Annotated in this window: 11 protein-coding genes; 8 read left to right on the plus strand and 3 right to left on the minus strand. The window is 62.3% G+C overall.

All coding sequences use genetic code 11. The features are described from left to right. Positions 1 to 161 precede the first annotated feature (161 nt). From ACWTU7_RS05690 to ACWTU7_RS05715, 6 genes are all read left to right on the plus strand, one after another. Entirely contained in the window at positions 162 to 8,723 is an 8,562-nt protein-coding gene (locus ACWTU7_RS05690; RefSeq protein ID WP_455838083.1) for a GH36-type glycosyl hydrolase domain-containing protein, read from the plus strand. 358 nt (positions 8,724 to 9,081) lie between these two features. Then, positions 9,082 to 10,854 carry a glucan ABC transporter ATP-binding protein/ permease gene (locus tag ACWTU7_RS05695; protein WP_455838084.1) on the plus strand — a complete coding sequence of 591 codons (1,773 nt, stop codon included), beginning with the start codon at positions 9,082 to 9,084 and terminating at the stop codon, positions 10,852 to 10,854. Positions 10,855 to 10,962: 108 nt separating this feature from the next. Further along, entirely contained in the window at positions 10,963 to 11,724 is a 762-nt protein-coding gene (locus ACWTU7_RS05700) for a heme ABC transporter permease (RefSeq protein WP_127212712.1), read from the plus strand. A gap of 212 nt (positions 11,725 to 11,936) precedes the next feature. Further along, positions 11,937 to 12,467, plus strand: coding sequence for an outer membrane protein (locus ACWTU7_RS05705; protein ID WP_455838085.1), 531 nt, complete (start codon positions 11,937 to 11,939; stop codon positions 12,465 to 12,467). Between the two features lie 62 nt (positions 12,468 to 12,529). Then, positions 12,530 to 13,009, plus strand: coding sequence for a tetratricopeptide repeat protein (locus ACWTU7_RS05710; protein ID WP_455838086.1), 480 nt, complete (start codon positions 12,530 to 12,532; stop codon positions 13,007 to 13,009). Continuing rightward, positions 12,913 to 14,151, plus strand: coding sequence for a sulfotransferase (locus ACWTU7_RS05715; protein ID WP_455838087.1), 1,239 nt, complete (start codon positions 12,913 to 12,915; stop codon positions 14,149 to 14,151). The genes ACWTU7_RS05710 and ACWTU7_RS05715 overlap by 97 nt, the downstream gene beginning before the upstream one ends. A gap of 33 nt (positions 14,152 to 14,184) precedes the next feature. Here ACWTU7_RS05715 and ACWTU7_RS05720 read toward each other — a convergent pair whose 3' ends face one another. Then, entirely contained in the window at positions 14,185 to 15,240 is a 1,056-nt protein-coding gene (locus ACWTU7_RS05720) for a D-TA family PLP-dependent enzyme (protein ID WP_455838088.1), read from the minus strand. A gap of 150 nt (positions 15,241 to 15,390) precedes the next feature. Here ACWTU7_RS05720 and ACWTU7_RS05725 point away from each other — a divergent pair, with 150 nt between their 5' ends. Continuing rightward, the gene (locus ACWTU7_RS05725) at positions 15,391 to 16,077 is read left to right on the plus strand and encodes a D-lyxose/D-mannose family sugar isomerase (RefSeq protein ID WP_455838089.1); all 687 of its coding nucleotides are present in this window, start codon (positions 15,391 to 15,393) and stop codon (positions 16,075 to 16,077) included. Positions 16,078 to 16,097: 20 nt separating this feature from the next. On the opposite strand, the gene ACWTU7_RS05730 is transcribed toward ACWTU7_RS05725, so the two are convergent. Both ACWTU7_RS05730 and ACWTU7_RS05735 read right to left on the minus strand, forming a co-directional pair. Continuing rightward, positions 16,098 to 16,367: a hypothetical protein gene (locus ACWTU7_RS05730; protein WP_455838090.1), complete on the minus strand. Its 270-nt coding sequence runs from the start codon at positions 16,365 to 16,367 to the stop codon at positions 16,098 to 16,100. Continuing rightward, positions 16,364 to 16,543: a hypothetical protein gene (locus tag ACWTU7_RS05735; protein ID WP_455838091.1), complete on the minus strand. Its 180-nt coding sequence runs from the start codon at positions 16,541 to 16,543 to the stop codon at positions 16,364 to 16,366. The genes ACWTU7_RS05730 and ACWTU7_RS05735 overlap by 4 nt, the downstream gene beginning before the upstream one ends. A 300-nt stretch (positions 16,544 to 16,843) precedes the next feature. Between ACWTU7_RS05735 and metH the strand changes: the two genes are divergently transcribed. After that, the gene (gene metH / locus ACWTU7_RS05740) at positions 16,844 to 20,653 is read left to right on the plus strand and encodes a methionine synthase (RefSeq protein WP_455838092.1); all 3,810 of its coding nucleotides are present in this window, start codon (positions 16,844 to 16,846) and stop codon (positions 20,651 to 20,653) included. Positions 20,654 to 20,694: the final 41 nt, after the last annotated feature.

Here is a 20,694-nt window from a genome sequence, read left to right on the forward strand (position 1 = left end):
CGATCAAGTCCCGGCGGGAGCGAGAGGTGGTTGTCTGTAAGTTGTGGTGCGAAAACAAACTTTCGGCCCTTGTTTCGATGCAACCAATTGCATTTCAATCGGTTTTAGGGACATTGCCGTGGCGGTGACGCCGCTAACGCGTCCCCCATACGGAATTTTCAATGAATATCCAAACAGACCCCACCCAAATGGAAAAGACGAGCGCGAGCTTCCCGGCCATCACGGAAGAGCCGATACGCTCCAATTTCCTGCCGGAAGAGCGCCTGCGCACGCTGGGTACAACCCTCGCCAAGGGCGACGTCAAGGATCTGTTCGGCCTGGAGCCGTTCGATTTCCAGCCACGCGTCCGCGACAGTGCCAGCAAAATCCTCGAAGTCTACCGCTCGACCAATGCCGCGCAGGCGAGGGGCGAGACGATCACGCCGGCCGCGCAATGGCTGCTCGACAACAACTATCTGGTTGAGGAAACCATCTTCCAGGTCAAGCGCGACCTGCCCCGCCGTTTCTATCGGCAGTTGCCGACGCTGAAGCTGTCCGACGGCGCCAGCGTGCCGCGCGCGCTTGCGCTGGCCTGGACCTATGTCGCGCATTCGGACAGTTCCGTCTCGGCTACCATGTTCAAGGCGATCGTCGAAGGCTTTCAGTCCGTCGAGCCGCTGAAGATCGGCGAACTCTGGGCGCTGCCGTCGCTGCTGCGCTTCGTTCTGATCGAAAATCTTCGCCGGATCGCGGTCCGGGTCAATCGTACCCGGCAGATGCGCCAGATTGCCAACGAGGTTGCCGACCGCGTGCTGGCGGTCGACGACAGCGCCGACCGTCAGGCGATCCTGTCGAACTACGTCGCCCATGCACAAGACACCACCTTTGCCACCCAATTGCTCTACCGCCTGCGCGACGGGTCGCAAAATGCCGGCAGGGCGCTGGAATGGCTGGAGGGCGAACTCGAAAAGTCCGGCTCCGATGCCGAGGAAATCATAATCAGCGAGCATCGCACGCTGTCCGGCGGCAATGTAACCACCGGCAACATCATCCGCGGCCTCAGGCTGATCAACGATATCGACTGGACGGTTTGGTTCGAAGGTGTCAGCCGCATCGATACCTTGCTGCGCGAGCGCACCGATTTCGCCGCGCTCGATTTCTTCTCGCGCGACCAGTACCGGACCGCGATCGAAGAAATGGCGCGCCGCTCCGATCGTTCCGAATTCCGCGTTGCCGAAAAGGCGATCGAACTCGCCGGCCATGCCGCTGTCGCCGATACCACCGGCACCGGTCCGACCGCTCACACCGACGTCGGGTTCTTTCTGGTCGGGCCGCGCCGGCTGGAACTGGAAGAGGCGATCGGCTATCGGCCGACCGTCAGCGTCACGATCAAACGGGCGTTCCGCAAGACCGGATGGCTGGGCATTGTCTTGCCGGTGTTCGCGCTGACGGTCCTGCTTCTGGTCCTCTCCGGCAACGCCCTTGCCAATCTCGGCCTGTCCAAATGGTCGATCGCCTTGATGCTGGCGCTGTTTGCCGTGCCGGCTAGCGAAGGCGCGCTTGCCTTCTTCAACACTGTCGTATCGTTGTTCCTGAAGCCCACGCGCCTCGTCGGCTACGACTACAGACGTGGCATGCCGCCCGAGGCCCGAACGCTGGTAGTGGTGCCGTCGCTGATCGGCTCGCGCGACGACGTCGAGGAGAACATCCGCAATATCGAAGTGCATCACCTGGCCAACACGGCGGACGAAATCCATTTCGCTCTGCTTTCGGATTGGCCGGACAGCAAAACCGAAATCGATGCGGCGGATATTGAGATCCTCCAATATGCTCGCGACGAGATCGCACGGCTGAACGCCCGCTATCCTAGCGAAGGGGCGCCGCGCTTCTACGTCCTGCATCGCCGGCGGCTCTACAATGAATCCCAGAGCGCCTGGATGGGCTGGGAACGCAAGCGCGGCAAGCTGCACGAACTGAATCTTCTGTTGCGCGGTGACAGCGACACCACCTTCCTGCCGCTGGATGTGCCGTTGCCAGAAAACGTTATCCATGTGATGACGCTCGACGCCGACACGCGCACCACCCGCGATGCCGTCGCCAGTTTGGTTGGCAAGCTTTGCCATCCGCTCAACCGCCCGCATTACGATGCGGCAAAGCGCGTTGTCACCGCCGGCTACACCATCCTGCAGCCGCGCATCACCGCTTCCCTGACCAGCGGCGACGATGCATCCTTCTTCCAGCGGGTGTTTTCCGCCAATCGAGGCCTTGATCCCTACGTATTTGCCGTCTCGGATATCTACCAGGACGTCTTCGGCGACGGCTCCTTCACCGGCAAGGGCCTCTATCATGTCGACGCCTTCGAAGCGGCGCTGAAGGGCCGCATCGACGAAAACACCATCCTCAGCCACGATCTGCTCGAAGGCGCCTTGGCACGCGCGGCACTGGTCACGGACGTCGAACTGGTCGAGGACTATCCGACCCGCTATTCGGTCGACGCGTCGCGCCACCATCGCTGGGCACGCGGCGACTGGCAGCTTCTGGGCTTCATTCTCGATCCGCGCTCCGGCGTACCGGCGCTGTCGCGCTGGAAGATGGTCGACAATCTGCGCCGCTCGCTGACGCCGATCTTCTGGGTGATGGCGGCGATCGCCGGCTGGACGTTGCTGCCTTTCACGCAGGCCGCGCAATGGCAGGCGCTGCTGATCCTCACGCTGTTCATGGCGCCGACATTCGATATCGTCCACGCCATCCTGCCGAAAAGCGGCGACCAGACGCCGCGCGGCCATTTCTCGGCGCTGGCGCGCGACGTTGTCTTCGGCACCGCCCTGGTGGCGCTGAAGATCGTGCTGATGGCGCATCTGGCCTGGATGATGGGCGACGCCATCATTCGCACACTCTACCGTCTGTTCGTCAGTCGGCAGAATCTGCTCGAATGGCGCACTGCCTCGCAGGCGCAAAAGAATGGCGACAACGATCTCGGCTCCTATTACGGCATGATGTACGGCGCGGTGATTGTCGGGGTCGTCGGCCTCGCCATCCCGGTTCTGGCCGATTCCACCGGAGCTTTCGTCGCCTTCTTCTTCGCGCTGTTCTGGATCGGCTCGCCGGCGTTCGCTTTCTGGATCAGCCGCTCGGCCGAAACCGAGGACCGTTTGCGCATATCGGCGGCTGACATTCATGCGCTGCGCACCGTTGCGCGGCGCACATGGCATTATTTCGAGACCTTCGTGACGGCCGAGCATCACAACCTGCCGCCCGACAATTTCCAGGAAAGTCCGGCGCCTGTCGTGGCGCCCCGCACCTCGCCGACCAATATCGGCGTCTATCTCCTGTCGGTGATTTCAGCGCGCGACTTCGGCTGGATCAGTCTGTCCGACGCGACCACCCGCATCGACGCGACGATGTCCACCATCGAGAGCATGCCGCGTGAGCGCGGCCATCTCTTCAACTGGTATGACACGACGACGCTGAAACCGCTCTATCCGCTCTATATTTCCGCCGTCGATAGCGGCAATCTTGCCGGCCATCTGGTGGCGGTGGCGGCCGCCTGCGCCGAATGGGCGGAAGCGCCTGCAGTCCACCTTCAGGGCGACTTCGAGGGTATCCTCGATACGGTGACGATCCTCGACGAAAGCCTGGCGGAGTTGCCTGACGACCGTCGCCAGTTGCGGCCGTTGCGCCAGCGGCTCGCCGATCGCCTCGACGGCATGCGGCGCGCGGTCGAATCGATCAAAGCACAGCCCGAGATGGCATCGATCCGCACCATCAACCTGGCCGTTCTGGCCGGCGAGATTCGCAAGCTCGCCATCGCCATCCATACCGAGGCCGCATCGACACAGAGCGATACCATCGCCGACTGGGCGGCGAGACTGGAAGCAACCTGCGAAGCGCATGTCCATGACGCGCATAGCGACGACAATGCCGTCGAAGCCTTGCGGGCCAAGCTTCTTTCGCTGCGCGAGCGCACGCGTCGCTTCGCCTTCGAGATGGATTTCTCCTTCCTCATGCGGAAGGAACGCAAGCTCCTGTCGATCGGCTACCGGGTCGAGGAGCATCAGCTCGACGAAAGCTGCTACGACCTCCTGGCTTCCGAGGCGCGGCTGACCAGCCTGTTCGCCATCGCCAAGGGCGATCTGCCGACGGAGCACTGGTTCCACCTCGGCCGGCCGATCGTCGAGATCGGGTTCAAGGGCGCACTGATGTCCTGGTCCGGCTCGATGTTCGAGTATCTGATGCCGCCGTTGGTGATGAAGGAGGCGCAAGGCAGCATCCTCAACCAGACCAGCAAGCTCATCATCAAACGTCAGATCCAGTACGGCCGCTCGAAGAACGTGCCCTGGGGGATCTCGGAAGCGGCCTACAACGCCCGCGACCGCGAACTGACCTACCAATACACCAATTTCGGCGTGCCCGGGCTGGGCCTGAAGCGAGGTCTTGGCCAGAACACGGTGATTGCGCCTTATGCGACCGTGCTGGCGGCGCAGTTCACCCCGCGTGAATCGGTGCAGAACCTTGCCAGGCTGAGGCGGCTTGGCGCCCTTGGCCGGCACGGCTTCTACGATGCGGTCGATTTCACGCCGCAGCGCGTGCCGGAGGGCACCGACCATGTCGTCGTGCTGAACTACATGGCCCACCATTCCGGGATGTCGATCGCCGCCGTTGCCGACGCCATCTTCGAAGGACGCCTGCGCGACCGCTTCCACAGCGATCCGGTGATCGAGTCGGCCGAGTTGCTGCTGCAGGAAAGAGCGCCGCGCGACATCCCGACCGCCACCGTCAGGACCGAGGCCGACGAACGGTCGAAGGACGAAACGGAAGTCGAGAGCCCCGATACGCGCATCGTGCTCAACCCGCTCAAGGCGCTGCGTTCGACCAGCGTCATGTCCAATGGCCGCTACTCGGTCATGGTCACCGCGACCGGCTCCGGCTATAGCCGCTGGGGCGAGCTTGCCGTCACGCGCTGGCAGCCGGATCCAACCGAGGATCGGCTTGGCTCCTATATCTTCCTGCGCGACGCCGGCACCGGCGACTGGTGGTCGGCCACCGCCGAGCCGAAGCGCGCCACCGACGAAGAAGTGCAGACGCTGTTCTCCGACGACAAGGCGAGCTTCATCAAGTCGGTGGGATCACTGCGTTCGGAGGTCGAATGCATCGTCATCTCGGAAGGAAACGGCGAAGGCCGGCGGGTGACGCTCTACAATGACGGCCCGGTCGATCGGCATATCGAAGTGACCTCCTTTGCCGAACTGGTGCTGGGCTCCGACGCATCCGACAACGCGCATCCGGCCTTCTCGAAAATGTTCGTGGAAACCGAAATCGCTGCGAATAACGGGGCGATCTTCGCCACAAGACGCAAGCGGGAAACGGACGAGCCTGATGTCACCATGGTGCACTTCGTCACCGACCCGTCTGGGTCGACGCGCGACGCCGAGGCCGAAACCGACCGGCGCGCCTTCATCGGCCGCGGCCGCACCATAACCGAGGCCGCCGCCTTCGATCCCGGCGCCAAGCTTGGCGGCCATTCCGGCTTCACGCTGGATCCGGTCGCAGCACTTCGCCGACAGGTGCGCGTGCCGGCCAACAAGAAGATATCGCTGACCTTCTGGACTGCCGTCGGCGCCAACCGTGCCGAACTCGAAGATGCCATTGCGCGGCTCGATCATCCGGAAGCTTTCGCCCGTCAGGCGATGCTCGCCTGGACCCGCTCGCAGGTGCAGACCCGTCATCTCGGCCTCAGCCTTGCCGATGCCGCCAATGTGCAGAATCTGGCGCGTTATCTGATCTATCCTGATCCGTTCCTGCGCCTTCCGGCCGAATCGATCGCCTCCGGGCTCGGTAAGCAGTCCAGTCTGTGGCCGACCAGCATATCCGGCGACTTTCCGATTTTCCTGGTCAGGATCGGCGATGTCGCCGATCTCGAAATCGTTGCCCAGGCGCTCCGCTTCCAGGAATATATGCGTGCCCGCGGCATGATGATCGACTTTGTCGTGGTCAACGAGCAGGCTTCATCCTACGTGCAGGATCTGCAACGGGCAGTCGAGACGCTGTGCGAAAACAGCCGTCTGCGCGGCAAGGAGCTCGGACCCCGCCAGCACATCTTCGCCGTGCGCCGCGATCTCATGGACGAAACGACCTACAAGACGCTGCTCGCCGTCGCCCGCGTCGCCCTGCACACGCGAAACGGCACCATCTTCGATCAGATCGAGCGCGCCGAGGCCGCTGCGCTGCAAGCACGGGACGCTTTGCAGCCGGCAGGTGCAGCAGCGCTTCGCGAACCGTCTCCGCCGGCGCCGCAGGCATGGGCTGCCCAGGCCTCGATCGAAGGCAGTGCCGACGGCAGCGGGCTCAACCAGTGGAACGGTTTTGGCGGCTTCGAGGGCGACGGACGCCACTATGTCGTGCGCCTTGCTGGCCGGCGTACGACGCCGCAACCCTGGATCAACGTCGTCTCCAACGCCTCGTTCGGTTTCCATGTTTCGGCTGAAGGCGCTGCCTTCACCTGGAGCCGAAACAGCCGCGACTATCAATTGACGCCGTGGGCGAACGACCCGGTCACCAACCGGCCCGGCGAGGGCATCTATATCTACGATCACGCCAACGGCCGGGCGTTCTCGCCGCTGGCCGCAGTGGTGCGCGATCCCGCCATGACCTACGAAACATGGCACGGACAGGGTTTTTCGACCTTCCGTTCGAAGCGCGGACCGCTGTCGATGGACCTGACCCATGTGGTGGATCCTGTCGATCCGGTGAAAATCTCCCGATTGCGCATCCAGAATTCGGGTTCGGTGCCGGCGCGCCTGCGCGTTTATGCCTATGCGGAATGGGTTCTTGGCAGCCATCGTTCGCGCACGGCGGCGACCATCGTTCCGTCCAGGGATGCTGCGACGGGCGCGTTGCTGGCGCAAAATCCGTACGGGCTCGACTTCAGCGACCGGGTCGCCTTCCTGGCCACCGACAGCGCGGCACATTCTGTGACGGCCGACCGCGGCGAGTTCATCGGCCGGCACGGCACCAGCGAACTTCCGCATGCCGTGCTCAGTGGCGCCAGCCTGTCGGGCCGCGTCGAGGCCGGCGACGACCCTTGTGCAGCAATTGCTCGCGACATCGACATCCCTGCCGGCGGGGACGTGACGCTGCTCTGGCTGCTCGGCGATGCAGCCTCTGCCGGGGAAGCCAGCGCACTGGTGCAGCATCATAGCAGCAAGGATTTCGATCAGAGGCTGGCTGACAACGAACGCACCTGGCGGGGGTTTCTCGACACCATCCAGGTCGAGACGCCGGACAAGGCCCTCAACGCCATGGTCAACCACTGGCTGCCCTATCAGAGCCTTGCCTGCCGCATCCGCGCCCGCTCCGCGTTTTACCAGGCGAGCGGCGCTTTTGGCTTCCGCGATCAGTTGCAGGACACGCTGGCTCTGCTTGTCCATGATCCGAAATTGGCGCGCGACCAGATCCTCAACGCGGCGCGGCGGCAATTCCCCGAAGGTGACGTGCAGCACTGGTGGCTTCCGCGCACCGAGGCAGGCGTCCGCACCATGATTTCCGACGACGTTGTCTGGCTCGCCCACGCCACGTCACACTACTTGCAGGTGACCGGCGATACCGCGATCCTCAGGGAACAACTGCCCTTCATCGACGGGCCGCCTCTGGAAGAAGGCGAGCACGACGCCTTCTTCACCCCGGAGATCTCGAAGAAGACCGCTTCACTCTATGATCATTGCGCACGCGCACTTGACCTTGCGATCAAGCGCAGCAGCCCCGCCGGACTGCCGCTGATCCTCGGTGGCGACTGGAACGACGGCATGAACCGTGTCGGCGAGCACGGTAAGGGCGAGAGCGTCTGGCTGGGCTGGTTCCTGCTGAAGACGCTGGGCGACTTTGCCCCTGTCGCCAAGGCGGAAGGCGATACCAAGCGCGCGCAAGCCTGGACAAAACACGCTGACGTGCTGAAGCGGGCGCTGGAAAGCACGGCCTGGGATGGTGAATGGTATCGTCGCGGCAGCTTCGACGACGGCACGCCACTGGGGTCGCGCGGTTCGCAGGAGTGCAAGATCGACTCGATTGCCCAGTCGTGGAGCGTGCTGTCGGGCGAGGGCGATCCGGCGCGGTCGACGACGGCGATGCAGCAGGCGATGAAAATGCTCGTCGACGACGAGCTCAAGATCGTCAAGCTTTTCACCCCGCCCTTCTCCAGGACGGAACAGAATCCAGGCTACATCAAGAGCTACCCGCCGGGTGTCCGTGAAAACGGCGGCCAGTACACCCACGCGGCGACATGGTTCGTCATTGCGCTCGCCGAAATGGGGCGCACCGACGACGCCTACCGCTGTCTCTCGATGCTCAACCCGGTCAACCACGCGCTCGACGAGGCCGCTGCCGAGCACTACCGCGTCGAGCCTTATGTCGTCGCCGCCGACGTCTACGCCGGGCAAGGCAAGGGCGGCCGCGGTGGCTGGACCTGGTACACCGGCTCGGCCGGCTGGCTTTATCGCGCGGCGGTTGAGGGCATCCTCGGCATTGAGCGCAGGGGCGAGCGCATTCGGTTCAGGCCGAAACTCCCCAGCCATTGGAATGGTTATACAGCAACGCTCAAGGTGCTGGGGGCCGAACTCAGGGTTCGCGTTGTCCGCGACGCCAAGGTCAAAGCCATCTCGTTAGAGGTAGATGGTAAAAAGACGAAGGCTTCGTCTTTCGAACCGAAAGCCGGCGACAAGGCCGAGGTGGTCGTCAGGATACCGGCGTAGCTCCAAGGATTTTTGGCGTTTTGCACGTCTTGGGGATGCGCGTTGTTTAAGGTTGCTCTAGAAATTCTATTGCGCATGAGCTTTCCCAAAAGCCGGTGCAGCCTTTAGGGATTCGTACATGACCAGTTGCTGATTAAAATTGCGGCAGTGCTTACAGCCTGCCACGATTTTGCCGCACGGCTGACATTTTACCTTTTTTCTCAAACCGTTAGGTGATCACGACAGATTTCGCAGCGTCGCCATCTTTTGTTCGCGAATTGGGAACTGAAGGGGTACACGAGCATTGTTTCGCGACACGTCAACGGGTACGTGTAGAAAATGATGCAGTGCACAATAACAATTTGCCGGAGTAGCTGAAGTGTCCCTTCTGCAGATCTACTGGAGAGCGCTTGGTTATCTCGCTGCCGACAGAAAACGCGTAGCGTTTATCTGCGGGGCGAATGTCGCGCTGGCCATTATCGCCATCCTCGAGCCGATCATGTTCGGACGGGTGATCGATGCTATTTCGGACGGCGGCTCGGTCTTTTCGACGCTCGCCGTATGGGCCGGTATAGGCGTCTTCAACGTCGTCGCCTTCGTTCTGGTGGCGCGCGGCGCTGACCGCTTTGCCCATGCACGACGCAGCGAGGTGCTTTGTCAGTCATTCGAGCGCGTGATCACCATGCCGCTTGCTTGGCATCATCAGCGCGGCACCTCCAATTCTCTGCATACGCTTCTGCGCGCGGTCGAGACCCTGTTCAGCCTCTGGCTCGAGTTCATGAGGCAGCATTTGTCCACTGTCGTGGCACTGGTCCTGCTGGTGCCGACGGCGCTCAGCATGGATATTCGCATGTCGATGGTCCTGCTGGCGCTGGGCGCGCTCTATGTCGGAATCGGGCGGCTGGTGATGCGTCGTACCAGGGAAGGCCAGGCGTCCGTGGAGCGGCATTTTCACCAGGTGTTCGCGCATGTGAGCGACTCGGTCAGCAACGTCGCCGTGCTGCAGAGCTACAATCGAATCGGCCACGAGACCGACGCCTTGAAGCGTTATGTCAAGAATCTGCTTGATGCCCAATATCCGGTGCTCGACTGGTGGGCATTGGCCAACGCCCTGCACCGCCTGTCGTCCACCATTTCGATGATGGTCGTGCTGTTGATCGGCTCCTATCTGGTCATGCATGGCCAATTGCGTATCGGTGACGTCATCGCCTTTACCGGCTTTGCAACGCTGCTGATCGCCCGGCTCGACCAGATGTCGGCCTTCGCCAACCAGATTTCGGAGGCCAGGGCCAAGCTCGAGGAATTTTACCGCCTCGAGGACTCCGCGGCCGACGCCGCCGAGCCGGACGGGTTGCGTGACCTCGGCAACGTCACTGGCCATGTGCGTTTTGAAAACGTCAGCTTCGAATTCGCCAATTCGGGGCAGGGCGTGAACGACGTGTCGTTCGAGGTCCATGCCGGCCAGACCGTCGCCGTCGTCGGTCCGACGGGCGCGGGCAAGACCACGCTCATCAATCTTTTGCAGCGCGTCTTTGCGCCGTCCAGCGGCCGGATTCTGATCGATGGCATCGACACCCGTACGGTGACCCGCAAGTCGCTGCGCCACTCGATCGCCACCGTGTTCCAGGATGCGGGCCTGCTCAACCGCTCGATCGAGGACAATATCCGCGTCGGGCGCGCCGAGGCGACCTATGATGAGGTCCACGCTGCCGCCAATGCCGCTGCCGCGCAGGATTTCATCCTATCGAAGAGCAACGGCTACGACACGGTCGTCGGCGAACGCGGGGGACAGCTTTCGGGCGGCGAGCGCCAGCGTATCGCGATCGCGCGCGCCGTGCTGAAGGATTCGCCCATCCTGGTGCTCGACGAAGCGACCAGCGCGCTCGATGTCGAGACGGAAGACCGCGTCAAGGAAGCGATCGACGAATTGCGGCGCGGCCGTACTACCTTCATCATCGCCCACCGCTTGACCACCGTTCGAGATGCCGATCTGGTTGTGTTCATGGACAAGGGCAAGGTGGTCGAAATGGGTGGCTTCGCCGAATTGTCGATGCGCAATGGCCGCTTCGCCAGCCTGCTGCGCGCTGGCGGCCTGCTCAACGACGAGGAAGTCCGCCGCCTCAGCCGCACCGTCACGGACGAGGCCGCCTGAGCGGCCAGGCTGCCTTCCCTTCTCACCTGTCCTATGGGAGAAGGGAAGGCAGCCTGCGACACCACCACTCGATTGCCCCAAAAGCGTCGCCGGTTTATGTAAAGCCGCATGAGTGACCTGACTTCACGCCTCAGCGGCTGGATGGATTTCGCCAACCCGACGCGGTTTGTCTGGTTGGCCGACAAGGTGGTGCCGTGGCTGGCGACGATCGCCGCACTCATCTTGGCCGCCGGGCTCTATATGAGCTTCGCTGCGCCGGAGGATTTCCAGCAAGGCATCACCGTCCGCATCATGTATATCCATGTGCCCTTCGCCTGGCTGGCCATGATGTGTTTCACGCTGATGGCGGTTTTCGCGTTGGGCACGCTGGTATGGCGCCATCCGCTGGCCGATGTCGCGCTGAAATCGGCGGCACCCATCGGCGCAGTCTTTACAGCACTCGCGCTGATCACCGGCTCGATCTGGGGCAAGCCGATGTGGGGCACCTGGTGGGTGTGGGACGCGCGGCTGACCTCGGTGTTCGTGCTGTTTCTGATGTATCTCGGCATCATCGCGCTGACGCGGGCACTCGACGATGCGGCGCGCGCCGCCTGGGCCGCCGCAATCATCACCCTGGTCGGCTTCATAAACATCCCGATCATCAAGTTCTCGGTCGACTGGTGGAACACGCTGCATCAGCCGGCTTCGGTGTTCCGCATGGGTGGCTCGACCATTGACCCCTCTATGCTGAGGCCGTTGCTGGTGATGGCTCTAGGCTTTACCGTGCTGTTCTTCGCGTTGCATCTGATGGCAATGCGCACGGAAATTCGCCGCCGCCGCGTCATCTCCATGCGCCGAGTCGCGGCGAGGCAGGCAGACAAGCCCGGCTAGGGGGCACCCTGACTACCGGTCAGGTCCTTCATTCGAATGCGCCCGACACGATGAGGCGCAAGTAAAAATGATGCAACGTTGCAACAGCGATTTCCGGAGGTCGACCCCGCCTGGTTTTCACGTTGACAGTTCAGCCATGCACTGGACGTTATGCGTGCACTGGACGTGATATTGCCTATCAATTGTTTGGTGGCGCCAGCTTCCCGAATCGCGTGAAAACACATGCCGATTACTACAACAACGACTTTTCGATGGACTTCGACACCGGCTTCGTGATCGGCGGCGTCGTCGGTAGGCGGATCAACGATGTGTTTCGGGTCGAAGGCGAACTGTCCTATGCCCGCTACAAGGCGAATTCGTATCAGGAGGGTGTGAGTGCCTGGTTTCCGGCTGACGGCGATTTGTCCGCTACCTATCTGCTCGCCAATGTCTGGGCCGACGTTGCTCATTTTGGAGATGCCAAGCTCTACGTCAGCGGCGGCATCGGCGCCGCCCATGTGACCGCCGACACAACTTGGGGTGGTCACTTGTACGGATACGGGCGTGGTGGGTGGGGTTTCGCCGGCCAGTTGGGAGCCGGCGTCACCTACGCGCTGGCGCAGAATATCGATCTCGATTTCGGCTACAGGTTCAAGGCCGTTTCAGGCGTCGACTTCGATTCCTCCCGCGAAGGCGATGCTGTATTCTCGAACGGCAAATTGAATTCCCACAATCTGCAGCTTGGCGTTACATTCAAATTCTGATTGCTTCGAATTCCTGTTGGTTCAGGCTGACTGCCGTCGCACGCAGCGATTGGGGGTGAAGGATGCCGCATCTGCCGCGCCGGCAACCCTTCGGCGTGCCGGCCATGGTCCAGGATTTACTGCCGAGCGCTGGCGAGCCGGCGCCGGAGATATTGCAGCGCGGCATCGACCTACAGCGCCGCAAGCGCTTTCGCGAAGCCGAGTTCTGCTATCAAACCGTGCTTCGACGTCAGCCCAAAAATGCCATGGCGCTCAATTTGATGGGCACGCTGGCGATCGAGGCCCAGCAAAATGAGACGGCCATCGACTTCATGAAAGCGCGCGGTGAAGCTCGAACCGGGCAACGCCATTTTCCGCAACAATCTCGGCAACGCCTACAACCTGATCGGCAACATCGAGCTGGCGCGCAAAAGCGATCGAGCTCGACGGCCGGCTTGTCGAGGCATTGTGCAATCTCGGCAAATCCTACCGGAGCCAACTCGAAGGCGACGTCGCCGAGGGTTTCTATCGCCGTGCGCTGGCGGTCGACAGCCATTCGCTGACCGCGCTTATCGGTATGGGCGACCTGCTCACCGACATGGGCCGACAAGCCGAGGCGGTCGAATGCTTCGGCCGCGCCATCGCCATCGACAAGGCGAATGTCGAGGCCCTGTCCGGGCTGGCGCTCGCGCGTCGGGCCATCAAGGGCGATCCAGCTCTGGCTTTGGTGCAGGCCCGCCTCGAACTGCCGACGACCACCGATCGCGAGCGGGTTATCCTGCATCACGCCGCCGGAAAAATCCTCAACGACCAGCACGAGTATCGCCTGGCCATCCGCCATTTCGCCCGGGCCAAGACAATCTCCGGCAATGATTTCGACATTGCCCTGCACACGCGGCTCTATGACAGTTTCATCGAAACTTTCGACGCCGGCTTTTTCGAAGCGCGGCCAAATTTCGGCAATCCATCCGAACGGCCGGTCTTCATCGTCGGTATGCCACGTTCAGGAACGACGCTGACCGAGCAGATTTGCGCCAGCCATCACGATATCTATGGCGCCGGCGAGTTGCCGACCATCCGTTCATTGGCCGGCGAACTTGGATTCGACCAGCCTGATCCGGCGATTTTCGCCAAGGCCATGGCGGCGCTCACACCGGCCAAGGCGAGGGAACTTGGCTCGAAATATCTCGACCATCTCAACAAGCGCAACGGCAAGGCGGCGCGCGTCATCGACAAGATGCCGCATAATTTCGAGTTGCTGGCCTTTATCGGCCTCATTTTGCCAAATGCCCGCATCGTCCACTGCCGGCGTGATCCGATGGACAATTGCACGTCCTGTTTCATGCATAATTTTTCCGATGCCCACGGCTACAATGCCGATCTGACCAAGCTTGGGCAGTATTACCGGCAATATGATCGCTTGATGCGCCACTGGGCCAAGGTCGTTCCGCTGGCCATCCACGACATGCCTTACGAAGAAACCGTGGCCGATTTCGAAACCCGCGCCCGTGGATTGATCGGATTTCTCGGCATGGAATGGGACGATGCTTGTCTGCATTTCCACGAAACCGAGCGCACGGTACGAACGCCAAGCCGCTGGCAGGTGCGCCAGCCGATCTATTCGTCCTCTGTAGAGCGCTGGAAACTGTACGGCGATGCCCTCGATCCATTGAGGGCTGCACTGGGTCCGCTTGTCCAACTTTGATCAAACGGTCGTTCGGTCGGAACGACGTCGAACTCATCCCATGCGGCCACGCGCCGCCACCGGCAGCGTCTCCAGCACCCGTTCTCCGGCGATCAGGTGGACCTCGTCGAACAGATTGGTGACGACGCAGCAATGGTCGGGCACGATTCGCACGCGATCGCCGATACGCAGCCTGGCGTCGCCGGGCGTGACGTTGCCGTGCTCTTCGCTGAGGCCGGTGACGGTAGCGCCCGGAAGACCCAGCAATTCGCCGAAATCAGGCAGCCCCAGCGTATCGCTGGACAAGGCCTTGCTGCCGGCATCGAGGATGGCCCGTGTCGGCGTCGGATGGCTGACCACCGTCGACAGCACCGTCAGCGCGCAGTCGTCGAGACTCCCGACGCCTTTGGCGACCTGGTAGCGGTCGAGATAGATGTAGGTGCCGGGGCGGTACTCGGTAACGACGGAAGCCTCGCTTGAGCGCCACATATCCGGCGTGCCGCCGCTGGAGATGCGTTCGCAGCCAAAGCCGGATGCGGCGAGCGCTTGGCGCGCGCCGGCGAGCCACGTCTCGGCCTCGGCAGCGCGGCCTGCCGCCGGATAGGTCATCAGCCCGCCGAAGGCGAGCCCCTTGGCCTTGTCGATCTCTCTGGCCAATGCGACCGCCTCGCTGGCCGACTGGACGCCGCAGCGGCCCATGCCGGTGTCGCATTCCACCAGCACCTGTAGCGGCTGGCCTGGATCGGTGAAGGTGGCAGCGAGACCCGCAACTGTTTCCAGGCTGTCTGATGTCACCGACAGCGTCACACGACCGTGCAGCGCCTTGAGGCGCTCCAGCTTGGCCTTGCCCAGAATGTTATAAGGGAGAAAAATATCGGTGAGGCCGGAATCGGCCATCACCTCGGCTTCACCGATCTTCTGGCAGGTGATGCCGACCGCACCCGCTGCGATCTGCTTCTTTGCCCAGTAAGGCAGTTTGTGGGTCTTGATGTGCGGCCTGAGCTTCAGACCATGGCGATCGGCATGGGCCTGCGCCCGCGCGATGTTGGCTTCGGCGCGGTCGACATCGATCAGGATCGCCGGCGTATCGAGATCTTCTATACTCAGCATGGAATGCCACCATCAGGAAACTGGTTGCCGTTATGACCTCGATCGAACCGGATGTCATGAGGCCAGCTCATGCAGTTTACGTCGACACCGGATCGGCGTTCGGCTATTCGGTTTGGAGATCGCCTAGGCCGACTGGAAGGAACCACGATCATGAAACGCTCCGCTATCAACGACATCATCCGCGACGCCGACACCTTCATTCGCTCGTTCGGCTACATAATGCCGCCCTTCGCCTATTGGTCACCCGAAGAGATGAAGGCGCGCCGGCAGGATTCGTCGGCCATCTTCTCCTCCCGGCTCGGCTGGGACATCACCGACTACGGCCAGGGCAAGTTTAGCGAACTCGGCCTCTTCCTTTTCACCGTTCGCAACGGTCGCTACGAGGACATGAAGAAGGGCATGGGCATGCTCTATGCCGAGAAGATCATGATCTCGCGCAAGGATCAGCTGTCGCCGATGCACCGCCACAACATCAAGGCCGAAGACATCATCAACCGTGGTGGCGGCAAGCTGGTGCTGGAACTGTTCATGCACGATCGCGATGGCGGCATCGATCCGAAGGCCGAGGTATCGGTGCCTGTAGACGGCACCATCCACAGGCTGCCGGCGGGTGGGCTGCTGAAGCTCGATCCAGGCGAGAGCGTGACGCTGCTGCCGGGCGTTTGGCACGCCTTCTGGGCCGAAGGCAAGGACGTGCTGATCGGGGAGGTTTCGACCGTCAATGACGATCTCACCGACAATGTCTTCCGCGAACCGATCGGCCGCTTCGCGGACATCGACGAGGATGTCGCGCCGCTGCACCTGCTCGTGTCCGACTACGAGAAGTGGGTGGGGTAGGGAGCCAGCCTTGCTGTCTTCTAATTTGCTCGACTGAGGAGCGCGCGGAGTCTGCGCACTTCTGCTATCAGGCGAGGAACATCCTGACGCGCGGCGGCCATGAAATCCTGGTCCGTCGCGCCGGTCATTTCGATATCCTCGCCGCGATCCGCCCCTTGGCCGGTCTGGATGAAATTTGACCCGCCGAGGAAGTCCCGGCCCTCGACCCATGATTTCCACGGGCCAGCTTGGGCCGCGGCAACTCGGGCTTCCATCTCTTGAAGTTCAAGTTCGGATAGAGATGTGTTCATGGCAGCCTCGTTGGTCCGGCGTTGCTACCGCGCGCGTGCTTGTCGGCCTTGCGGTTGCCGAGCAGCAGCTTCCGCTCGAGATGGGCTCGGAGCTCGCCGTAATACGCCGTCAGGAACGGGCGGGCATCATGGGCCGCCGGCGTCGCGCCGATCTTGCGTCCGATCGTTTCAGCCACCGCGGTCAGCTATGTCGAGTTGCGGCAGGTTAAGGAAGGCACCAGCGTCGATGAATTGGCGGAAATCTTCTCCTGACGAGAGAGGTCGCTCCCGCCTACCACATCATGAATGCGACATCCGCGTCGGAGACCTTACCTGCCGTCCCGTCGGCGATCGCCTGAAAGACCGCGCAGGCGGCCTCGTAGCATCAGCGGGCAGCATTCCCCGCGGCAGGGGTGACAGCAACAAGCGAATAGCGTATATTGACATAAAGATGTCTTTATGTCGCTTAAGCGCGACTGTCGCCTTGAGGACGGAATATGTCGCAAACCCCATCATCGCTGGACGACCTGTTCGGTCCCGCCGCGGCTACGCCCGATGGGTCGGAAGTCCTTGCGGCGATCACGGCGGTGGCGCGCGAACGTATCCTCATCCTCGACGGTGCCATGGGCACGCAGATCCAGGGCCTGGGTTTCGACGAGAACCATTTCCGTGGCGACAAATTCCGGGATTGCGCCTGCCATCAGCAGGGCAACAACGACCTGCTGATCCTGACGCAGCCCAAGGCGATCGAGGAGATTCACTATCAATACGCCATCGCCGGGGCAGACATTCTTGAAACCAACACCTTCTCCTCGACCGCCATCGCCCAGGCGGATTACGGCATGCAGGATGCGGTCTACGCGCTGAACCGCGACGGTGCGCGGCTGGTGCGTAGGGCAGCGGTGAGGGCTGAGCAGGAGGACGGCAGGCGTCGTTTCGTCGCCGGTGCGCTGGGGCCAACCAACCGCACCGCCTCGATGTCGCCGGATGTCAACAATCCCGGCTACCGGGCCGTGACATTCGACGAATTGCGCCTTGCCTATGGCGAGCAGCTGCGCGGTCTGATCGACGGCGGCGCCGACATCATCCTGATCGAGACCATCTTCGATACGCTGAACGCCAAGGCGGCGATCTTCGCAGCAGAAGAGATCTTCATCGAGAAGGATATGCATCTGCCGGTCATGATCTCCGGCACGATCACCGACCTGTCCGGCCGCACGCTGTCCGGCCAGACGCCGACGGCTTTCTGGCATTCAGTCCGTCACGCCAACCCGTTCACAATAGGCCTCAATTGCGCGCTGGGCGCCAAGGCCATGCGCGCGCATCTGGACGAAATTTCCGGTGTCGCCGACACCTTTGTTTGCGCCTATCCGAATGCCGGCCTGCCCAATGAATTCGGCCGTTATGACGAGAGCCCGGAATTCATGGCCGCGCAGATCGAGGAGTTCGCGCGCGACGGATTGGTCAATGTCGTCGGCGGCTGCTGCGGCTCGACTCCGGACCACATCCGCGCCATCGCACAGGCGGTAAAGGAATATCCGCCGCGCGCTGTTCCCGACATCGAGCCGAAGATGCGCCTTTCGGGGCTCGAGCCGTTCACGTTGACCAAGGAGATTCCATTCGTGAATGTCGGCGAGCGCACCAATGTCACGGGCTCGGCCAGGTTCAGGAAGCTGATCACGGCGGGCGATTATGCCGCCGCGCTCGAAGTCGCCCGCGACCAGGTCGCCAATGGCGCGCAGATCATCGACATCAACATGGACGAAGGGCTGATCGATTCGAAAAAGGCGATGGTCGAATATCTCAACCTGATCGCCGCCGAGCCGGATATCGCCCGCGTTCCCGTGATGATCGACAGCTCCAAATGGGAGATCATCGAAGCCGGCCTGAAATGCGTGCAAGGCAAGCCGCTGGTGAACTCCATTTCCATGAAGGAAGGCGAAGCGGCCTTTCTGCACCATGCGAAGCTCGTCCGCGCGTATGGCGCGGCGGTGGTCGTCATGGCCTTCGACGAGGACGGTCAGGCCGACACACAGGCGCGCAAGGTCGAAATCTGCACCCGCGCCTATAAGCTGCTGACCGAGCAGGCCGGATTCTCGCCCGAGGATATCGTTTTCGACCCGAACATCTTTGCCATCGCCACCGGCATCGACGAGCACAACAATTACGGCGTCGACTTCATCGAAGCAGCACGGCAGATCACCGCGACGCTCCCCCATGTCCACATATCGGGTGGCGTGTCGAACCTCTCCTTCTCGTTTCGCGGCAACGAGCCGGTGCGCGAGGCCATGCATGCCGTGTTCCTTTATCATGCCATCCAGGCCGGCATGGACATGGGCATCGTTAACGCCGGGCAGCTTGCCGTTTACGAGTCCATCGATCCGGAACTGCGCGAAGCCTGCGAGGACGTCGTCAACAACCGTCAGCCGAAGGGCGGCGGCACAGCGACCGAACGCATGCTGGAACTCGCCGAACGCTTCAAGGGCACAGCGGGCAAGGAGGCGCAGGAACGCGATCTCGCCTGGCGCGACTGGCCTGTCGACCAGCGCATTTCGCACGCACTGGTCAACGGCATCACCGAATTCATCGACGCGGACACGGACGAAGCGCGACTTGCCGCCGAGCGCCCGCTGCATGTCATCGAAGGTCCTTTGATGGCAGGAATGAATGTCGTCGGCGATCTGTTTGGTGCCGGCAAGATGTTCCTGCCGCAAGTGGTGAAGTCCGCCCGCGTCATGAAGCAGGCCGTTGCCGGCTTGCTTCCGCACATGGAGGCGGAGAAGCTGGCGAACGCCGCCAATGGCGTCGACACCGGCGAGCGCCAGACCGCCGGAAAGATCCTGATGGCGACGGTGAAGGGCGATGTCCACGATATCGGTAAGAACATCGTCGGTGTGGTTCTGGCCTGCAACAATTACGAGATCATCGACCTCGGCGTCATGGTGCCGGCGGCGAAGATCCTGCAGACGGCGCGCGAGCAGCAGGTCGACATCATCGGCCTATCCGGCCTGATCACGCCTTCGCTCGACGAGATGGCGCATATGGCCGCCGAGATGGAGCGCGAAGGTTTTGACATTCCGCTGTTGATCGGCGGCGCGACGACCAGCCGCGTGCATACGGCGGTAAAGATTCATCCGCGCTATATCAGGGGCCAGACGGTCTACGTCACCGATGCCAGCCGCGCGGTCGGCGTGGTGTCGGCACTGCTGTCGAACGAGACCAAGGGCGGCTATGTCGACAACGTTCGTGCCGAATACAAGAAGGTTGCCGATGCGCACGCGCGCAGCGAAGCCGACAAGCAGCGCTTGCCGCTCGTCAAGGCGCGTGCCAACGCCCACAGGATCGACTGGTCGGCCTACGCGCCGCCGGAGCCGTCCTTCCTCGGCGTGAAAGTCTTCGAAGGCTGGGATCTGGCCGAGCTCGCGCGCTATATCGACTGGACGCCGTTCTTCCAGACTTGGGAGCTGAAGGGCCGTTACCCGAAAATCCTCGATGACGAGGCTCAAGGGCCGGCGGCACGCCAGCTCTTCGAGGACGCCCAGGCGATGCTGGCGAAGATCATCGCGGAAAAATGGTTCGCGCCGAAGGGCGTCATCGGCTTCTGGCCGGCCAACGCTGTCGGCGACGACATCAGGCTGTTCACCGACGACGCGCGATCGCAGGAACTGGCGACCTTCTTCACGCTGCGCCAGCAGCTGACCAAGCGCGACGGCAAGGCGAATGTCGCACTCTCGGATTTCGTCGCGCCTTTTGACAGCGGCAAGGCCGACTATCTCGGCGGCTTCATCGTCACCGCCGGCATCGAGGAAGCGGCAATCGCCGAGCGCTTCGAGCGGGCGAACGACGACTACTCGTCGATCATGGTCAAGGCGCTGGCCGACCGTTTCGCCGAAGCCTTCGCCGAGCGCCTGCACGAACGCGTGCGCAAGGAATTCTGGGCCTATGCCCCGGATGAGGACCTGGCGCCGGACGAACTGATCGGCGAACCCTATCGCGGCATCCGCCCGGCGCCCGGCTATCCGGCGCAGCCCGATCACACCGAGAAAGCGACGCTGTTTCGCCTGCTCGACGGCGAGCGCAATGCCGGCGTCAGCCTGACCGAAAGTTTTGCGATGTGGCCGGGCTCCTCGGTGTCCGGCATCTACCTGTCGCATCCCGAAAGCTATTATTTCGGCGTGGCCAAGGTCGAACGCGACCAGGTCGAGGATTACGCGCGCCGCAAGCGCATGCCGCTCGCCGAGGTCGAGCGCTGGCTCGGCCCGATCCTGAACTATGTGCCGGCGCAGGGGCTGGACGCCGCCGCGTGAAATCGCGCCGCGAGGCTGATTGGGCGAGAAGCCGGCACCTC

This window comes from Mesorhizobium sp. BHscii (genome assembly GCF_053848065.1).